Here is a 20,688-nt window from a genome sequence, read left to right on the forward strand (position 1 = left end):
CAGGTGCTTGGGGTGGGTCAGTTCGCGCCGAGTTCGTTGTCAAGCAGGCTGAACAGCTCGTCATCGTCGGCGGCGGCGATGTCGGCATCGGTGTCCGGGGCATCCTCGGGAGCGTCGCCGGTCGGCCCGGCGGTGCTCGTCCACTTGGCGAGCAGCGCCCCCAGCTGGAGCGCGACCGTGGTCCGGGTCGCTTCGGTCGGGGTGCTCGTCGCCAGGCTGGCTTCCAGCCGGGCCAGCTCGGCCAGGAGCGCCTCGTCGTCCTCGATCGCCTCGGGGGCGAGCCGGTCGCGGAGGGCATCGGCCAGCGCCAGCGGCGTCGGGTGGTCGAAGATCAGCGTCGGCGCGAGCCGCAGGCCGGTGTCGGCGGCCAGGCGGTTGCGGAACTCGACCGCGGTGAGCGAGTCGAAGCCCAGCTCGCCGAAGGTACGGGAGTCGCCGATCTCGGCCTGGTTGGCGTGGCCGAGCACCGCGACCGCGTGCGTGCGGACCAGCCCGAGCAGCGTGCGGGTCTGCTCGGCGTCGGTCAGCGCGGCCAGCTGCCTGGTCAGCGCGCGGTCCCGGCCGCCGGCGGCGGCCGGTCGGGCCGCCGGGCGGACCGGCGTCGGCGCCAGGCCGGTGAGCAGCTCCGGGAGCAGGCCGGCGGCGGCCGCCGGACGGAGCGCGGGCAGGTCGAGACCGATCGGGGCGACCAGGGCGACGTCGACGCCGAGGGCGGCGTCGAAGAGGGCGAGCGCGTCGCCGGTGGCCAGCGGCACGATCCCGCCGCTGCGGAGCCGGTCGCGGTCGGTTTCCGTCAGGGCGCTGCCGAGGCCGGTCTCCCACAGCCCCCACGCCAGCGAGGTGGCCGGGACCCCCTCGGCCCGCAGCCGCGCGGCGTAGGCGTCCAGGAACGTGTTGGCCGCGGCGTAGTTGGCCTGTCCGGCGCTGCCGAGCAGGCCGGCGACCGAGGAGAACAGCACGAACGCGCTGAGTGGCCGGTCGGCGGTGGCCGCGCGCAGGTTGACCGCGGCGTCCACCTTGGCGGCCAGGACGGACGCGAGCCGGTCGGGTGTCAACGAGGTGAGCATCGCGTCGTCCGTACTGCCGGCGGCGTGCAGCACCGCGCCGACCTCGACCGGGCCGATCAGACGCTGGACGGCGGCCGGGTCGGCCAGGTCGCACGCCTCCAGCCGGACCTCGGCGCCGGCGTCGACCAGCTCGCCGACCAGGGCCGCGGCGCCGGGTGCGTCAAGGCCGCGCCGGCTGACCAGCAGCAGGTCCTTCACCCCGTGGGTGGCGACCAGGTGCCGGGCCAGGGCGGTGCCGAGCGCTCCGGTGGCACCGGTGAGCACGACCGTCCCGTCACCGAGGCCGGACGCGGTCGGCAGGTCCGGTACGGCCGACAGGACCGGCACGGCGACCAGGCGCGGCACCAGGACGGCGCCGGCGCGGATCGCCGCCTGCGCGAGCCCGGCCTCGACGACGCCCGGGATGAGCGTGCGGCCCTCGGCGTCGACGTCGATCAGCGTGAACCGGCCGGGGTTCTCGGTCTGGGCGGCCCGGACCAGGCCCCAGAGCGCGGCGTGGGTCAGCCCGGGCATGGTGTCAGCCGGGCTCGTGGCCACCGCTCCCGAGGTCAGCACCACCAGGTGGCTGTCGGCCCAGGCCGGGTCGGTGACCCACGCCTGGAGCGTGCCGAGGGCGGCCACGAGCGCCTGCCTGACCGCGGCCGGGCCGGCCGGCGACGGTGCGGTGGCGTCGAGCAGGACGACCGGAGGCACGCTGGGCAGGGTCGGCAGCGGTTCGCCGAACGGCAGGTGATGCCACCCGGCCGTTTCCCCGACGGTGACCGTCGCGGGGGAAGGCCGCCAGTCCACCGTGTAGAGCCCGGCCGTGTCGGTGGCCTGGCCCGCGGCGACCGGCCGCAGCGTGACCCGTTCGACCTGGGCCACCGGCAGCCCGGTGGCGTCCGCGATCGCCAGGCGCACGCCGCCGGGCCCGTTCGGGGTGAGCCGGACCAGCAGCGCGGTCGCGCCGCCGGCCACCAGCTGGACACCGGAGAACGCGAACGGCAGGTGGACGTCCGCGCCGGTGAGCAGCCCACCTGCGGCGATGGCGTGTAGCACGCTGTCCAGCAGCGCCGGGTGGAGTGCGAAACCGCCGGGCGGTTCGGCGACCTCGACCTCGGCGAACACGTCGTTCCCGGCGCGCCAGGCCCGGCGCAGGCCTTGGAACGCCGGTCCGTACCCCAGGCCCGCGGCGTCCATCGCCGGATAGAAGCCGGCGAGGTCGAGCTCCTCGGCTCCGGCGGGGACGGTGACTGCGGCCGGTTCGGCGCCGGTGCCGGTGGACAGCAGGCCGGTGGCGTGTTCGGTCCAGGGCGTCTCGGCTCCGGTTCGGGAGTGGACGCTCACCGGCCGGCGGTTCGCGTCGTCCGGTGCGCCGACCGTGAGTCGGACCTGCACGGTCTCCCGGTCCGGCAGGACGAGCGGGGCCTGCAGCAGCAGCTCTTCCAGCATCGGGACGCCCACCTGGGAGCCGGCCGCCAGGGCCATCTCGACCAGCGCGGCGCCCGGCACGACCGTACGACCGTGGACGGCGTGGTCGACCGCCCAGGGGTGGGCCGCCGCGGACAGCGAGCCGGTGAACAGCATCACGCCGGAGCCGGGAACCTCGGCCGTCGCGCCGAGGATCGGGTGGCCGGTGCCGGTCAGGCCGAGCCCGGTGACGTCCCCGCTGACGCCGGTCCGGGGCCGGGGCCAGAACCGCCGGCGCTGGAACGGGTAGGTCGGCAGGTCCGCGGCGGCCCGGCCGACCAGCGCGGTCCAGTCGACGGGCTGGCCGTGGACGAACAGCTTGGCGACCGCCCGGAGCAGCGTGTGCGGCTCGGGCCGGTCCCGGCGGAGCGCGGCGACCGCGGTGAGTTCCGGGTCGACGTGGCCGACGAGCGCGGTGAGCACGCCGTCCGGGCCGAGTTCGAGCACCCGGCCGGCGTCGAGGGCCGTGACCGCGTCGGCGAACCGCACGGGCCGGCGGACCTGCTCCACCCAGTAGCCGGGGTCGGTCCACTGACCGGGCTCGACGGGTCGGCCGGTCACCGTGGACACGGCCGGGATCACCGGCTCGGCGAAGCTCAGCGTCTCCACGATCGCGCGGAACTCGGCCAGCATCGGCTCCATCAACCGGGAGTGGAACGCGTGACTGGTCCGCAACCGGTTCGTCTTCCAGCCCCGCTCCACCGCCAGCTCGGCGATCCGCTCGATGTCGTCCTCAGCCCCGGACACCACCACCGACGCCGGACCGTTCACCGCCGCGACATCAACGGCCAAGCCGCCGCCGTTCGACCCGCCGTCGGCCACCACCACCGCGTCCGGCGCGTTCACCGCCGCGAGGCCACCGTCGGCCCCCGCAGTCTCGGGCCGGTCGGTCAGCAGCGCGCGCACCTCGGTCTCGGAAGCGCCGATCGCCAGCATCGCGCCGCCGACCGGCAGGGCCTGCATCAACCGCCCGCGCGCGGTGACCAGCGTCGCCGCGTCGGCCAAGGTCAGGACACCGGAAGCGTACGCGGCGGTGATCTCACCGATCGAGTGCCCCGCCACGACCTCCGGGATCAGCCCCCAGGAGCGGACGAGCGCCAGCAGCGCCACCTCCAGCGCGAAGATGGCCGGCTGCGCCCACCCGGTCTGGTGGAGGCGCTCCTCGTCCGCCACCACCTCACGCAACGGCAGGCCGGTGGCCGCACACGCCTCGTCGAAGGCGGCGGCGAACACCGGGAACGCGTCGTACAGCTCGCGGCCCATACCGGCCCGCTGCGTGCCCTGCCCGGTGAACACCACCGCCAGACGTCCTTCGACGGCCGTCCCGGTGATGGCCCGATCGGTGAACGCGCTCAGCGACTCCTGCAGCGCGGCGCGGTCCTCGGCCAGGAACACCGCGCGCTGCGGCAGCGCCGCCCGGGTGGACAGGGCGGCCGCGAGCCGGCCCAGCGGCAGGTCGCACCGTTCGGCGAGCCGGCCTGCCAGCATGCGCAGAGCGTCCTGGTCGGCCGCCGCGAGCACGACCGGGGTCACCGGCAGAGACGGCGCTTCCGCCGGGGCCTTCGGCTCGTCCGCCGGGGCTTCGAGAATGACGTGGGCGTTGGTACCGCTGATCCCGAACGAGGACACCGCCGCCCGACGCGGCCGACCGGTCACCGGCCAGTCACGGGCTTCGGCCAGCAACTCCACCGACCCGGCCGACCAGTCCACCTGCGAAGTGGGCGCGTCCACGTGCAGCGTCTTGGGCAACATGCCATGGCGCATCGCCTGCACCATCTTGATGATCCCCGCCACGCCCGCCGCAGCCTGGGTGTGACCGAGGTTGGACTTCACCGAACCCAGCCAGAGCGGCTCGCCGGAGCGGTCACGCCCGTACGTGGCCAGCAGCGCCTGGGCCTCGATCGGGTCTCCGAGCGAGGTACCGGTGCCGTGCGCCTCCACGGCGTCCACGTCCTGCGACGTCAGACCGGCAGACTCCAACGCCTGGCGGATCACGCGCTGCTGCGACGGACCGTTCGGCGCGGTCAACCCGTTGGACGCCCCGTCCTGGTTCACCGCCGAGCCCTTTACCACGGCGAGAATCGGGTGACCGAGCCGCTGGGCGTCCGAGAGCCGCTCGACCAGCAGCATGCCGACGCCCTCACCCCAACCGGTGCCGTCCGCACCCTCGGCGAAGGACTTGCACCGACCATCAGCCGCCAACCCGCGCTGGCGGGAGAACCCGACAAACGTCCCCGGGGTCGCCATCACCGTCACACCGCCGGCCAGCGCCGACTCGCACTCCCCGTTACGCAGCGCCTGAATGGCCAGGTGCAGCGCCACCAATGACGACGAACACGCCGTGTCCACCGTGACCGCCGGCCCCTCAAGACCGAACGTGTAGGACACCCGCCCGGAGGCGACGCTGCCACTCGTGCCGAGGAAACCCTCGGCGTTGTCATTGGACTGGTCGAGCACCAGTCCGTAGTCGTTGTACATCACACCGGCGAACACGCCGATCCGCCGGCCGTGCAGCCCCAGCGGGTCGATCCCGGCGCGCTCGAAAGCCTCCCAGGACGTCTCCAGCAGCAACCGGTGCTGCGGGTCCATCGCCAGCGCCTCACGCGGCGAGATCCCGAACAGGCCGGGGTCGAAGTCCGCGGCGTCGCGCAGGAAGCCGCCTTCGCGGGCATACGAGGTGCCGGGGTGGTCCGGGTCGGGGTGGTACAGGTTCTCCAGGTCCCAGCCCCGGTCCTCGGGGAAGGGCACGATCCCGTCCCGGCCGCCCGCGACCAGCTCCCAGAGCTCCTCCGGGCTGCTGACACCACCAGGGAAGCGACAGGCCATGCCGACGATCGCGATCGGCTCGTCGGGGTCGACCGTGGCGGTGACGACCGCGGTGGCGGCGTCCCGGCCGGCGAGTTCCCCGGCGACGAAGGCGGCCAGGGCCGCCACCGTCGGGTAGTCGAAGACCAGCGTGGACGGCAGCCGCAGCCCGGTCGCGGCGGCCAGCCGGTTGCGCAGCTCAACCGCCGTGAGCGAGTCGAAGCCCAGCTCGGTGAAGGCCCGCCCGGCCGCCACCCGGTCGGCGGAGCGGTACCCGAGCACCTCGGCGACCTGCGTCCGGACCAGGCCGAGCACGGCGTGGTCGCGTTCGGCCTGGGGCAACGCCGCCAGCCGCCGCCCGAGCGCGTTCGTGGCCCGGGCTCCTGCGGAGGCGGGTGCGAGGCCCCGCAGGAGCGGCGGGACGGTGGTCGCGTTGCGCAGTGCGGTGATGTCGATCACCAGCGGGGCGACCAGCGCCGTTCCGGTGCCGAGAGCGGCGTCGAAGGCGGCCAGCCCCTGCTCGGCGGTGAGCGGCAGTACACCACCACGGCGCATCCGGTCGCGGTCGGCGTCGGTGAGCGTCTCACCCATGCCGGCGTCCCACAGGCCCCAGGCCAGCGACGTCGCCGGAACGCCCTGCCCGCGGAGCTGGGTGGCGTACGCGTCGAGGAAGGCGTTGGCGGCGGCGTAGTTGGCCTGCCCGGCGTTGCCGAACAGCCCCGCCACCGACGAATACAGCACAAACGCCGTCAGAGGCTGATCGGCCGTGGCCGCGCGCAGAGCGCGAACGGCATCGATCTTGGCTCGGAACACCGTGTCCAGGCGCTCAGGCGTCAACGATTCGATCATGCCGTCGTCCAGCACCCCGGCGGCATGGATCACCGCGCTCACCGACTCGCCCCGCAGGGCTTCGGTGACCGCGCCGGCGTCGGCCACGTCACAGGCGACCGAACGCACCTGCGCCCCATCAACCTCCACGCTCCGGCCCGATCGGGACAACAGCACCAGGTTCCGGACGCCGTGGACCTGCACCAGATGCCGGACCAGGAGACCACCCAGCGTGCCGGTCGCGCCGGTCACCACCACGGCCCCGTCACCGAACTCCACCACACCGGACGCCTTCAACCGCGCCAGACGCGGCACCCGCACCACACCATCACGCACCAGCGCCTCCGGCACCGGATAGAACGCGTCCTCGGGACCGTCCAGCAGGTGGATCCGCTCCGGATGCTCCGACTGCGCCGACCGCACCAGACCCCACAGCGCCGCCCCGTCCGGGTCGGTGACCTCCTCACCCACCGCACCATGCGTGCGCACCACCAGCCGCGAGTCCGCCCACGCCGGACCGGCCAGCCAGGCCTGAAGCAGAGTCAGCAGCGCGGCAGCCCGATCCCGAGCGGCCCCCGGCACCGTGGCATCCACCACCAACACCGCAACGGACACGACCGGCAACGGATCACCCAACGTGATCACGACCGGCTCTTCCGTCGCGGGCACGACCTCCTGCGGCACCCAATTCACACCGAACAGGAACCGGTCCGCGGTGTTCGCCAGCCGGCCTGCCGCCACGGGGCGAAGGGCCAGATTGTCGATCTCGGCCACCGGAAACCCGGAAGCGTCGGCCAGCGCGAGCCGTACCGTACCCGCGGTCGGGCCGGCCGTCAGCCGCACCCGCAGCGCCGCACCCGCCGGCCGCTCCCACCGGACGCCGGAGAAGGCGAACGGCAGTTGGGCGCCGTCGGCCGCGAGCAGTCCGCCGACGCCGATCGCGTGCAACGCCGCGTCGAATAGCGCCGGGTGCAGGCCGTACCCGTCGACCGCCTCACCCGTCGTGACCTCGGCGAACACCGTCTCGCCGCGCCGCCAGGCCCGTCGCAGGCCGCGGAATGCCGGCCCGTAGCCCAGGCCCGCGTCCGCGAACGCCTCGTACAGCCCGTCCAGGCTGAGCTCCTCCGCGCCGGCCGGCGGCCAGACGACCAGGTCCGTACCGTCGTCGCCGGACTCGGACCCGACGGTGAGCAGGCCGGTGGCGTGGGTGGTCCAGGCGGCGGGCTCGTCGTCGGGGCGGGAGTAGATGGTCAGCGCGCGCCGGCCGTCGTCGTCGGGCGCGGCGACCAGGACTCGCAGCCGGACGGACACCCCGGCGGGCAGCGTCAGCGGGTCCCGCAGGACCAACTCGTCCACCGCCGGGGTGCCGGCCCGAGCGCCCGCCGCCAGGGCCAGCTCGACCAGCGCGGTGCCCGGCACGATCGTGTGGCCGTGGACGGTGTGGTCGGCGAGCCAGGGCTGGCTTCCTGCGGCGAGGGTTCCGGTGAACAGCAGCGCGCCGGAGTCGGGGAGTTCGACCGCGGCCGCGAGCAGTGGGTGGTCCGAGGCGTCGAGGCCCGCGGTGGTCACGTCGCCGGTCGGCGGCGTCGGTTCCAGCCAGTAGCGCTGGTGCTGGAACGGGTAGGTGGGCAGTTCGGCGCGGGCGCCGTCACCGAGCACCGCACGCCACTCGATGCGCTGCCCGTGGACGAACAGCTCGGCCACGGCGGTGAGCAGCGTCATGACCTCGTCCCGGTCCCGGCGCAGCGCGGCCACGGCGACCGCGTCCGGGCTCGCCGCACCGACCAGCGCGGTGAGCACGCCGTCCGGGCCCAGCTCCAGCACCCGGTCGGTGCCCAGAGCAGCCGCGGCGTCGGCGAACCGGACGGGCTCGCGGACCTGCTCGACCCAGTACTCCGGGTCGGTCCACTCCCCCGGCGCCACTGCCAGGCCGGTCACCGTGGAGACCGCGGCCAGATTCGGTTCGGCGAACGTCAGGGTCTTCACCACGGCGCGGAACTCCGCCAGCATCGGCTCCATCAACCGCGAATGGAATGCGTGACTCGTCCGGAGCCGGCTCGTCTTCCAGCCGCGGTCGCCCGCCAGCGCCGCCATCCGCTCGACGTCGGCCTCGACGCCGGAGACGACGACCGCGTCCGGACCGTTCACCGCCGCGACGTCGACCGCGAGGCCGCCGTCTGTCTCCGCGACCTCGGGCTGACCGGTCAGCAGCACGCGAACGTCGGTCTCGGGGGCGCCGATCGCCAGCATCGCGCCGCCGACCGGCAGGGCCTGCATCAACCGGCCCCGGGCCGCGACCAGCGTGGCGGCGTCCGCCAGGGTGAGAACCCCGGCGGCGTACGCGGCGGTGATCTCACCGATCGAGTGCCCGGCGACGGCGTCCGGCTCCACACCCCAGGACCGCACGAGCGCCAGCAGCGCCACCTCCACCGCGAAGATCGCCGGCTGTGCCCAGCCGGTCTGGTCCAGCAACGCCGCGTCCAGCTCATGCAGCGGAAGATCCAGAGCCGCGCAGACCTCGTCATAGGCCGCCGCGAACACCGGGAAGGCCGCATACAGCTCGCGGCCCATGCCGGCCCGCTGCGACCCCTGACCGGTGAACACCACCGCCAGGCGACCGTGCCCGGCCACGCCGACCTGCGGATGGGCCCCGGCGGCCACCGCCGCCAGCCCGGCGTCCAGATCGGTGCGGTTGCTCGCAAGGAGGACTGCCCGGTGCCGCAGGCGCGCACGGGTCGCCAGGGCCCGGCCGACCTGGTCCAGGGACGCGTCGGCCGGAAGGCCCCGCTGGAGCCGCTCGGCGGCCTCCCGCAGCGCGTCCGGCTCCGCGGCGGTGAGCACCACGGGGACGGTCGGCAGCTCAGCGACGGGCGCCGGAACCGGCTCGTCCGCCGGGGCTTCGAGGATGACGTGGGCGTTGGTGCCGCTGATCCCGAACGAGGACACCGCCGCCCGCCGCGGCCGGTCGACCTCCGGCCAGGCCCGGGCCTCGGTCAGCAACTCGACCGACCCGGCCGACCAGTCCACCTCGGAGGTGGGCGTGCCCACGTGCAGCGTGGCCGGCATCGTGCCGTGCCGCATGGCCTGCACCATCTTGATGATCCCGGCCACACCGGCGGCAGCCTGGGTGTGGCCGAGGTTGGACTTCACCGACCCCAGCCAGAGCGGCGTCTCCCGATCCTGACCATAGGTCGCCAGCAACGCCTGCGCCTCGATCGGATCCCCGAGCGAGGTACCGGTGCCGTGCGCCTCCACGACATCCACATCCTGCGACGTCAGACCGGCAGACTCCAACGCCTGACGAATCACCCGCTGCTGCGACGGACCATTCGGCGCGGTCAGACCATTGGAGGCGCCGTCCTGGTTGACCGCCGAGCCCCGCACCACGGCCAGGACCGGGTGACCCAGCCGCTGGGCGTCCGAGAGCCGTTCGACCAGCAGCATGCCGACACCCTCACCCCAACCGGTGCCGTCCGCGCCCTCGGCGAAGGACTTGCACCGGCCATCGGCGGCCAGACCGCGCTGGCGGGAGAACCCGATGAACGTGTTCGGCGTCGCCATCACGGTGACCCCACCGGCCAGCGCGGCGTCGCACTCCCCGTTGCGCAGCGCCTGGATGGCCAGGTGCAGCGCCACCAGCGACGACGAACACGCCGTGTCCACCGTCACCGCCGGCCCCTCAAGACCGAAGGTGTAGGACACCCGCCCGGAGGCGACGCTGCCGGAGCTGCCCGTGCTGAGGAAGCCTTCGACGCCGGGCGGCACCTCGGCGGTCTGCGAGCCGTAGTCGTGGTACATCAGTCCGGCGAACACGCCGATCCGCCGGCCGCGCAGCCCCAGCGGGTCGATCCCGGCGCGCTCGAACGCCTCCCAGGACGTCTCCAGCAGCAGCCGCTGCTGCGGGTCCATCGCCAGCGCCTCACGCGGCGAGATCCCGAACAGACCGGGGTCGAAGTCGGCGGCGTCCCGGAGGAAGCCACCCTCCCGAGAGTAGGTCGTACCGGGGTGATCCGGATCCGGGTGATACAGGTTCTCCAGGTCCCAGCCCCGGTCCTCGGGGAAGAACCCGACACCGTCCCGACCGGCCGCGACCAGATCCCACAGCTCATCCGGACTGCTGACACCACCCGGATAGCGACAGGCCATACCGACGATCGCGACCGGGTCGTCGTCCACACGGGTGCGGTGGGTGAGCGTGACGGCCGGCCCGTGCGTGCTGGAGAGCCGCTCGCCGAGGAAAGCAGCCAGCAGTGTGGCGTTCGGATAGTCGAAGACCAGCGTGGACGGCAGCCGCAGACCGGTCGCGGCGGCCAGCCGGTTGCGCAGCTCAACCGCGGTCAGCGAGTCAAAACCCAGCTCGCCGAACGCGCGGTCGGGATCGAGCTGGTCCGGTGACGCGTACCCGAGCACGGCGGTGACCTGAGCGCTGACCAGCGCCAGCACCGCCCGCGCCCGCTCGTGCTCGGGGAGCGCGGCCAGCCGCTGGGCCAGCGGGCTGCCCTGCGCGACCGCGGTACGGCGGGGGACCAGGCCGGCCAGCAGTGGCGGCACGAAGTCGGCGGTACGGAGCGCCGCGGTGTCCACGCCCATCGCCGCGACGAGCGGCCGTCCGCTGGCGAGCGCGGTGTCGAACGCGGCCAGCCCCTGCTCGGCGGTGAGCTGCAGGACGCCGCCGCGGCGCATCCGGTCGCGGTCGGCGTCGGTGAGCGTCTCGCCCATGCCGGCGTCCCACAGACCCCAGGCCAGCGACGTCGCCGGAATGCCCTGCGCGTGCAACTGCGTGGCGTAGGCATCCAGGAACGCGTTCGCCGCCGCGTAGTTGGCCTGCCCGGCATTGCCGAACAGCCCCGCCGCCGACGAATACAACACAAACGCCGTCAGAGGCTGGTCCTTCGTCGCCGCGACGAGGTTGCGAGCGGCGTCGACCTTGGCCCGGAACACCGTCCGCAGTCGCTCAGGGGTCAGGTCGGCCAGCAAGGCGTCGTCGAGCACGCCGGCGGCGTGGATCACAGCGCTCACGGACTCGTCCCGCAACGCCGCGGTGACCGCGACGGCATCGGACACGTCGCAGGCGACCGAACGCACCTCCGCCGGCGCGAGTTGGCCTTCGAGGTCGGCGGTCGCACCCGACCGCGAGAGCAAGAGCAACCGGCGGACGCCATGGGCCTGCACCAGGTGCCGGGCGACCAGCCGTCCCAGCGTGCCCGTCGCGCCGGTGACCACCACCGCCCCATCCCCGAACTCCACCGCACCGGACGCCTGAAGCCGAGTCAGGCGCGGCACCCGCACCACGCCGCCACGCACCACCGCCTGCGGCACCGGGTGGAACGCGTCCTCGGCGGCGTCCAGCAGGTGGATCCGGTCCGGATGCTCCGACTGCGCCGACCGCACCAGGCCCCACAGCGCCGCCCCGTCGGGGTCGGTGACGTCCTCGCCGACCGCGCCGTACGTACGTACGACCAGCCGGGCATCAGCCCAGGCAGGGTCGGCGAGCCAGGTCTGCAACAGCGACAGCACGGCGGTCGCCCGATCGAGAGCACCACCCGAGGCCGTCGCGTTCACCAGCACCACGGAGGCCGGGGCCGTTTCGTTTACTGACGTCGCGGAGACCGGGGCCGTCGAATTCACCGGCACCACGGGAACCGGGACCGGCAACGGATCGCCGAGTACGAGCGAGATTGAGGCTTCGGCGGTCGGCGCGACCTCCTGCACCACCCAGTCCAGCCCGAACAGCAGGCCATCCGCGGCACGAGAGAGCTGCCCGGCCGAGATCGGGCGCAGCGTCAGTCCATCGACCCGGGCGACCGGCAGGCCCGTCTCGTCGGCGAGCAGCAGCCGCACCGAGTCGGCGGAGCTCCCGGCCGTGAGCCGGATCCGCAGCGTACCGGTGGCCACGCCCACCACGCGTACACCCGAGAACGCGAAGGGCAGCTGCGCGCCGTCGGCCGCCGGCAGCAGACCACCCACCCCGAGCGCGTGCAGCGCGGCGTCGAACAAGGCCGGGTGCAGGCCGAACCCGTCGGCCGGCTCAGCGCTCGTCACCTCGGCGAACACGGCCCCGGCGACTCGCCAGGCCCGCCGCAGACCCTGGAACGCCGGTCCGTAGGACAGGCCCGCGTCCGCGAACGCCTCGTACAGGCCGTCCAGACCGAGCTCCTCCGCGCCGGCCGGCGGCCACACGATCAGGTCGGCGTCCGCCGCGGCGGTGGTGTCCTCCGGGGAGAGAACACCGGTCGCGTGCAGCGTCCAGGGGGTCTCGTCGTCGGTCCGGGCATGGATGGCGACCTGATGCCGTCCGTCGCCGTCCGGTGCGCCGATCGTGGTCCGGATCTGCGCGCCGCCGGACGCCGGCAACGTCATCGGCGCCTGGAGCAGCAGCTCATCGAGGACCGGTGCCCCGATCCGTACACCACCGGCGAGCGCCATCTCGACCAGGGCGGTGCCGGGGACGACCGTGGTGCCGAAGACCGTATGGTCGGCCAGCCACGGGTGGGTGGCGACCGACAGCCGGCCGGTGAGCACGCTCTCCGGCGCGTCCGGGAGCGCGATCGCCGCGCCGAGCAGCGGATGGCCGGTCTCGGTCAGACCGAGGCCGACGGCGTCGGCGTCGTGCAGGGTCCGGCGACGTGGCCAGAAGCGCTGGTGGTCGAAGGCATAGCTCGGCAGGTCGAGGCGTTCGCCGCCGCCGAGCACAGCCTTCCAGTTGACCGTGAGGCTGGTCGAGTGCAGTTCGGCGAGCGCGGTGAGCAGGGTCGTGGCCTCGTGCCGGTCCCGGCGCAGCGCGGCCACCGCCGTCGCGTCCGGGTTCGCGTCCCGGACGAGCGCGGTGAGGACACCGTCCGGCCCGAGTTCGAGCACGGCGGCAGCGTCCAGCGCCCGAGCGGCGTCGGCGAACCGGACCGGCTTGCGGACCTGCTCGACCCAGTAGTCCGGGTCGGTCCACTGCCCCGGTTCCACCGTCGCGCCGGTCACCGTGGAAACCGCCGCCAGCCTGGGCTCAGCGAAACTCAGACCACGAACAACCTCGGCGAACTCGGTCAGCATCGGCTCCATCAGGCGCGAATGGAACGCATGGCTGGTGCGCAGCCGCGAGGTCTTCCAACCCCGCTCCGCCGCCAGCTCGGCGACCCGCGTGATGTCGGCCTCAGCCCCGGACACCACCACCGAGGCCGGACCGTTCACCGCCGCGACATCAACGACCGGGCTATCGCCATTCGACGCGTCGCCACCGGCCAGCTCGATGACTCGCTCAATGTCCGCCTCAGCCCCGGACACCACCACCGACGCCGGACCGTTCACCGCCGCGACGTCAACGGCCAAGTCCTCGCCGTTCGACGCGTCACCGGCCATGGAGGCCAGGAGCGCCCGGACATCCGCCTCCGCCGCTCCAACGGCGAGCATCGCTCCACCGGAGGGCAGCGCCTGCATCAACCGGCCCCGCGCCGCGACCAGCGTCGCCGCATCCGCCAAGCTCAAAACACCGGCGGCGTACGCGGCGGTGATCTCACCGATCGAGTGCCCGGCAACGGCGTCCGGCTCCACGCCCCAGGAGCGGACGAGTGCCAGCAGCGCCACCTCCAGCGCGAAGATCGCCGGTTGTGCCCAGCCGGTCTGGTCCAGCAACGCCGCGTCCAGCTCGCGCAGCGGAAGATCCAGAGCCGCGCATACCTCGTCATAGGCCGCCGCGAACACCGGGAACGCGTCATACAGCTCGCGGCCCATGCCGGCCCGCTGCGAGCCCTGACCGGTGAACACCACCGCCAGAGATCCAGGCCGGACCTCTGCCGCCGGCGGTGAAGCACCGAGCGCGGTGAGCAGCTGGTCGCGATCGGCGGCCAGAACCACCGAGCGCCGAGGCAACGGCGTCCGGTGGACAAGCGTCCAGGCGACGTCGGACACCGAGGCGTCCGGGTGGGCCAGCAGGTACCTGTGGAGCCGCTCGGCCTGCCCGGCGAGGGCCCGCTCGGTCGCGGCGGTGAGGACCACCGGTACGGCCGGCAGCGCCGATGGCGATACTTCCTTCGGCGCGGTGACCGATACGGCCGGTGGCGGTGCCTCTTCCAGTGCGGTGACCGGTACGGCTTCGAGGATGATGTGGGCGTTGGTGCCGCTGATCCCGAACGAGGACACCGCCGCACGCCGCGGCCGACCGGTCACCGGCCAGTCACGGGCTTCGGCCAGCAACTCCACCGAGCCGGCCGACCAGTCCACCTGCGAGGTCGGCGCGTCCACGTGCAGCGTCTTGGGCAACATGCCGTGCCGCATCGCCTGCACCATCTTGATGATCCCGGCGACACCCGCCGCAGCCTGGGTGTGACCGAGGTTGGACTTCACCGAACCCAGCCAGAGCGGCTCGCCGGAGCGGTCACGCCCGTAGGTCGCCAGCAGCGCCTGCGCCTCGATCGGGTCTCCGAGCGAGGTGCCGGTGCCGTGCGCCTCCACGGCGTCCACGTCCTGCGACGTCAGACCGGCGCTGGCCAGAGCCTGACGAATCACCCGCTGCTGCGACGGGCCGTTCGGCGCGGTCAACCCATTCGACGCACCGTCCTGGTTCACCGCGCTACCCCGCACCACCGCCAGGACCGGATGGCCCAGCCGCTGAGCGTCCGAAAGCCGCTCGACCAGCAGCATGCCGACACCCTCACCCCAGCCGGTGCCGTCCGCACCCTCGGCGAAGGACTTACACCGACCATCAGCCGCCAACCCGCGCTGGCGGGAGAACCCGACAAACGTCCCCGGGGTCGCCATCACCGTCACACCGCCGGCCAGCGCCGACTCGCACTCCCCGTTACGCAGCGCCTGCACGGCCAGGTGCAGCGCCACCAGCGACGACGAACACGCCGTGTCCACCGTCACCGCCGGCCCCTCAAGACCGAACGTGTAGGACACCCGCCCGGACGCGATGCTGCCGCCGGTGCCGAGGAACCCTTCGACCTGCGCCTCGGCCTGCTCCAGGACGTTCGCGTAGTCGCCGTACATGACGCCCACGAACACACCGGTCCGGGATCCACGCAGGGTCCGGGGATCGATCCCGGCGCGCTCGAACGCCTCCCAGGAGGACTCCAGCAGCAACCGGTGCTGCGGATCCATCGCCAGCGCCTCACGCGGCGAGATCCCGAACAGGCCGGGGTCGAAGTCCGCGGCGCCCGGCAGGAAGCCGCCGTGCCGGGTGTAGGAGGTGCCGGGGTGGTCCGAGTCTGGATGGTAGAGCGCCTCGAGGTCCCAGCCCCGGTCCTCGGGGAAGGGCACGATCCCGTCCCTGCCGGCCGCGACCAGATCCCAGAGCTCCTCCGGGCTGCTGACACCACCGGGATAGCGGCAGGCCATGCCGACGATCGCGATCGGCTCGTCGGCACGGGCGGCAAGCGTCGGCGCGGCTGCCGTGGGAGCAGCGGGAGCCGCGTCGGCCAGTTCCGCGCCGACATGACCGGCCAGCACCGTGGCGTTCGGATAGTCGAAGACCAGCGTCGAGGGCAGGCGCAGCCCGGTCGCGGCGGCCAGGCGGTTGCGCAACTCGACCGCGGTGAGCGAGTCGAAGCCCAGCTCGTTGAAGGCCCGCTCGGGGTCGACGTCCTCGGCCCGGCCGTAGCCGAGCACGTCCGCCACCTGGGCCCGGACCAGCCCGAGCACCGCCGCGACGCGCTGTTCGGCGGGCAGGTCGGCCAGTCGCCGGCCGAGCGCGGTACCGGCGGTCGAACGGGCGGGGGCGCGGACCAGCCCGCGCAGCAGCGCCGGCGCACCGGTGGCTTCGCGGAGCGCGGCGGTGTCGATCACCAGCGGGGCGACCAGCGCCGTTCCGGTGCCGAGAGCGGCGTCGAAGGCGGCCAGCCCCTGCGCGGGCGTGAGCGGCAGAACGCCGCCACGGCGCATCCGGTCGCGGTCGGCGTCGGTGAGCGTCTCACCCATGCCCGCATCCCACAGACCCCAGGCCAGCGAGGTCGCCGGCACGCCCTGCCCGCGGAGCTGGGTGGCGTACGCGTCGAGGAAGGCGTTGGCGGCGGCGTAGTTGGCCTGCCCGGCGTTACCGAACACACCCGCCGCCGACGAATACAGCACAAACGCCGTCAGGGGCTGGTCCTTCGTCGCCGCGACGAGGTTGCGTGCGGCGTCGACCTTGGCCCGGAAGACGGTGTCCAGGCGCTCGGGGGTGAGCGATTCGAGCGTGCCGTCGTCGAGCACGCCGGCGGCGTGGATCACCGCCGTCACCGGCTCGTCCCGCAGGGCTGCGGCGACCGCGCCGGCGTCGGCCACGTCACAGGCGACCGAACGCACCTCCGCCGGCGCGAGTTGGCCCTCAAGGTCGGCGGTCGCACCCGACCGCGAGAGCAAGAGCAACCGGCGGACACCATGGACCTGCACCAGGTGCCGGGCGACCAGCCGTCCCAGCGTGCCGGTCGCACCGGTGACCACCACCGTGCCGTCCCCGAACTCCGCGGTCCCGGGGCTCTGCAGCCGCACCAGGCGGGGAACATTGACCGCGCCGTCACGCACCAGCGCCTCCGGCACCGGGTAGAACACGTCCTCGGGACCGTCCAGCAGGTGGATCCGTTCCGGGTGCTCGGACTGCGCCGACCGGACCAGACCCCACAGCGCGGCACCGTCCGGATCGGTGATCTCCTCGCCCACCGCCCCGGAGGTCCGTACCACCAGCCGAGACTCGGCCCAGGCCGGATCGGCGAGCCAGGCTTGCAGCAGAGCGAGCAGGATGGCGGTGCGGTCGCGGGCCGCGCCCGGCACGGTGGCGTCCACCAGCACGACGGGGGTGGGGGCCGGCAGCGGATCACCGAGCGCGATCACGACCGGCTTCTCCGCCGCGGGCACGACCTCCTGCGGCACCCATTCAACGCCGAACAGCAGGCGGTCCGCCACGCCACCCGACAGCTGGGCGGCCGTGACCGGCCGGAGCTGGAGCGCGTCCACCTCTGCGACCGGAAGCCCGGCCCCGTCAGCGAGCAGCAGGCGCACCGTGTCGGCGCCGTCGCCCCGGGAGAGACGGACGCGCAGCTCCCCGGTGGCCGCCCCGGTGATCCGCACGCCGGTGAAGGCGAACGGCAGCCGTACTTCCCCGCCCGGAAGCAGGTCCCCGGCGCCGATCCCATGCAGCGCCGCGTCGAACAGGGCCGGGTGCACACCGAACCCGTCGGTTACCTGGTCGACCGCGACCTCGGCGAACACGGCCTCGCCGGCCCGCCAGACCCGCCGCAGTCCCCGGAACGCCGGCCCGTAGGCCAGACCGGCATCGGCGAACGCGTCGTACAGCCCATCGATCGACATCTCGTCGGCGCCGCTCGGGGGCCAGGCGACCAGGCTCAGGTCGGCGTCGGCCTCGATGGCCGGGACGAGCATGCCCTCGGCGTGGGTGGTCCAGTCGTCGGCGTCGCCGTCCTCGGGCTGGGCGTAGACGGTGACCGCGCGGCGTTCCGCGTCGTCCGCCGACCCGACCCGTATCTGCAGCCGGACGCCGCCCTGCGGCGGGATCACCAGCGGCTCGCGGAGGATCAGCTCCTCGACGCCGCCCGCGCCCACCCTCCGTCCGGCGGCCAGAACGAGGTCGAGCAGCGCGGTCCCCGGGACGAGCACGGTGCCGAACACCTGGTGGTCGGCGAGCCAGCCGGGCGCACCCGCTGCCAGGCGGCCGGTGAGCAGGGCGCCGTCGCCGTCGGCCAGCAGCATCGCGGCGCCGAGCAGCGGGTGGTCGGACGCGTACAGGCCGGCTGTGGTGACGTCGCCGGTGTCGGTGGCGGTGTCGAGCCAGTACCGCTGGCGCTGGAAGGGGTAGGTGGGCAGGTCCACCGGGCGGGCACCGGTGCCGTCGAACAACGCCCGCCACTCCACCTGCTGACCACTGACGAACAGCTCGGCCACGGCGGTCAGCAGGGTCGTAACCTCGTCACGGTCCCGGCGCAGCGCGGCCACCGCGACCGCGTCCGGGCTCACCGCGCCGACCATCGCGGTCAACACACCGTCCGGGCCCAGCTCCAGCACGCGGTCAGCGTCCAGAGCGACCACGGCGTCGGCGAACCGCACCGGCTTGCGGACCTGCTCGACCCAGTAGTCCGGGTCGGTCCACTGCCCCGAAGCCACCGCCACACCGGTCACCGTGGAAACCGCCGAGATCGTCGGCTCACTGAAACCGAGCCCACGGACAACCTCGGAGAACTCCGCGAGCATCGGCTCCATCAGGCGGGAGTGGAACGCATGGCTGGTGCGCAACCGCGAGATCTTCCAACCCCGCTCCACCGCCAGCTCGGCGACCCGCGCGATGTCGCCCTCAACCCCGGACACCACCACCGACGCCGGACCGTTCACCGCCGCGACATCAACGACCGGGCTATCGCCATTCGACGCGTCGCCACCGGCCAACTCGACCTGCTCGATGTCGGCCTCAGCCCCGGACATCACCACCGACGCCGGACCGTTCACCGCCGCGATGCCGACGGCGAGACCACCGCCGTTCAACTCGTCACCGGCCATGGAGGCCAGGAGCGCCCGGACATCGACCTCGGCCGCCCCGACGGCGAGCATCGCCCCACCCGAGGGCAGCGCCTGCATCAACCGGCCCCGCGCCGCGACCAGCGTCGCCGCATCCGCCAAGCTCAAAACACCGGCGGCGTACGCGGCGGTGATCTCCCCGATCGAATGCCCCGCCACCACCTCCGGGACCACACCCCACGAGCGCACCAACGCCAGCAGCGCCACCTCCACCGCGAAAATCGCCGGCTGCGCCCACCCCGTCTGATCCAGCAACGCCGCATCCAACTCGCGCAGCGGAAGATCCAGAGCCGCGCAGACCTCGTCATAGGCCGCCGCGAACACCGGAAACACGTCATACAGCTCCCGGCCCATCCCGGCCCGCTGCGAACCCTGACCGGTGAACACCACCGCCAAACGACCCTCGGCCGCCGCCCCCCGAATGACCGCATCACCCAGCAGCACCGCACGCTGCTCCAGCACCGCCCGCGCCGTCAACGCCACACCGACATCCAACGGAGCCGCACCCAACGCCCGCACCCGCTGAACCTGCGCCTCCAACGACCCCACAGACCGCGCACTCACCACCAACGGCACCACCGGCAACCCCACCACCGGCCCCACCGGCCCAACCACCGGCACGACAGCCGGCGCCTGCTCCAAAATCACATGCGCATTCGTCCCACTGATCCCAAACGAAGACACGCCCGCCCGCCGCGGCCGATCAATCTCCGGCCACGGCCGGGCCTCGGCCAGCAGTTCCACCGACCCGGAGGCCCAGTCCACCTGCGGCGACGGCGCATCCATATGCAAGGTGGCAGGCAGCAGCCCGTGCCGCATCGCCTGCACCATCTTGATGATCCCGGCCACACCGGCCGCCGCCTGGGTGTGGCCCAGGTTGGACTTCACCGACCCCAGCCAGAGCGGCTCGCCGGAACGGTCACGCCCGTACGTGGCCAGCAGCGCCTGCGCCTCGATCGGGTCACCGAGCCGCGTCCCGGTCCCGTGCGCCTCCACCGCGTCCACATCGGCGGGCGACAGCCCGGCAGACGCGAGGGCCGCCCGGATCACCCGCTGCTGTGACGGGCCGTTCGGGGCGGTCAGCCCGCTGGAGGCGCCGTCCTGGTTGACCGCCGAGCCCCGGACGACGGCCAGGATCGGGTGGCCGAGCCGCTGGGCGTCCGAGAGACGCTCGACCAGCAGCATGCCGACGCCCTCGCCCCAGCCGGTGCCGTCGGCCGCCGCCGCGAAGGACTTGCACCGCCCGTCGGCGGCGAGGCCGCCCTGCCGGCTGAACTCGACAAACGTGGTCGGCGTGGCCATGACCGTGACGCCGCCGGCCAGCGCCAGGTCGCACTCGCCGTTGCGCAGTGCCTGCCCGGCGAGGTGCAGGGCGACCAGTGACGACGAGCAGGCGGTGTCGACCGTGACGGCGGGGCCCTCCAGCCCGAACGTGTAGGCGATCCGCCCCGACGCGACGCTGCCCGAGTTGCCGTTCCCCAGGTAGCCGGCGACGCCGTCGGGCAACTCCAGCGGGCGCGAGCCGTAGTCGTGGTACATGACACCGGCGAACACCCCGGTGCGGGGGAACCCCACCGCGGTGGGATCCAGACCGGCCCGCTCGAACGCCTCCCAGGATGTCTCCAGCAGCAGCCGCTGCTGCGGGTCCATCGCCAGCGCCTCGCGCGGACTGATCCCGAACAGGTCCGGGTCGAAGCTCGCGGCGTCGTGCAGGAAGCCGCCTTCGAGCCGGGCCTGCCGGTCGAGTTCGCCGCTCTCATGGTCGTAGAGACCCTCGACGTCCCAGCCGCGGTCGGTCGGAGGAGCGCCGATCGCGTCGGAGCCGGAGGCGACCAGGCGCCACAGGTCCTCGGGGCCGTCGACCCCGCCGGGGTAGCGGCAGCTCATCGCGATGATCGCCAGGGGCTCGCTGCCCCGGTACTCCAGCTCCTCCACCCGGCGGCGGGCGGCACGCAGGTCCGTGGTCGCCCGCTTGAGGTAGGCGAGGTACTTCTCCTCGGTCCCGGCGGGTTCGCTTGCGGAGGTCATGGCGGAACCGCCTTCGGGT

The 20,688-nt window shown here is 73.5% G+C and carries 1 protein-coding gene; it reads right to left on the reverse strand.

Going from position 1 to position 20,688, the window contains the following annotated elements; all coding sequences use genetic code 11:
• Window positions 1-17 precede the first annotated feature (17 nt).
• Entirely contained in the window at window positions 18-20,669 is a 20,652-nt protein-coding gene (locus DKM19_RS52140; protein ID WP_239513728.1) for a type I polyketide synthase, read from the reverse strand.
• Window positions 20,670-20,688: the final 19 nt, after the last annotated feature.

This window comes from Streptosporangium sp. 'caverna' (assembly GCF_003203775.1).
Taxonomy (GTDB): Bacteria; Actinomycetota; Actinomycetes; order Streptosporangiales; family Streptosporangiaceae; genus Streptosporangium; species Streptosporangium subroseum.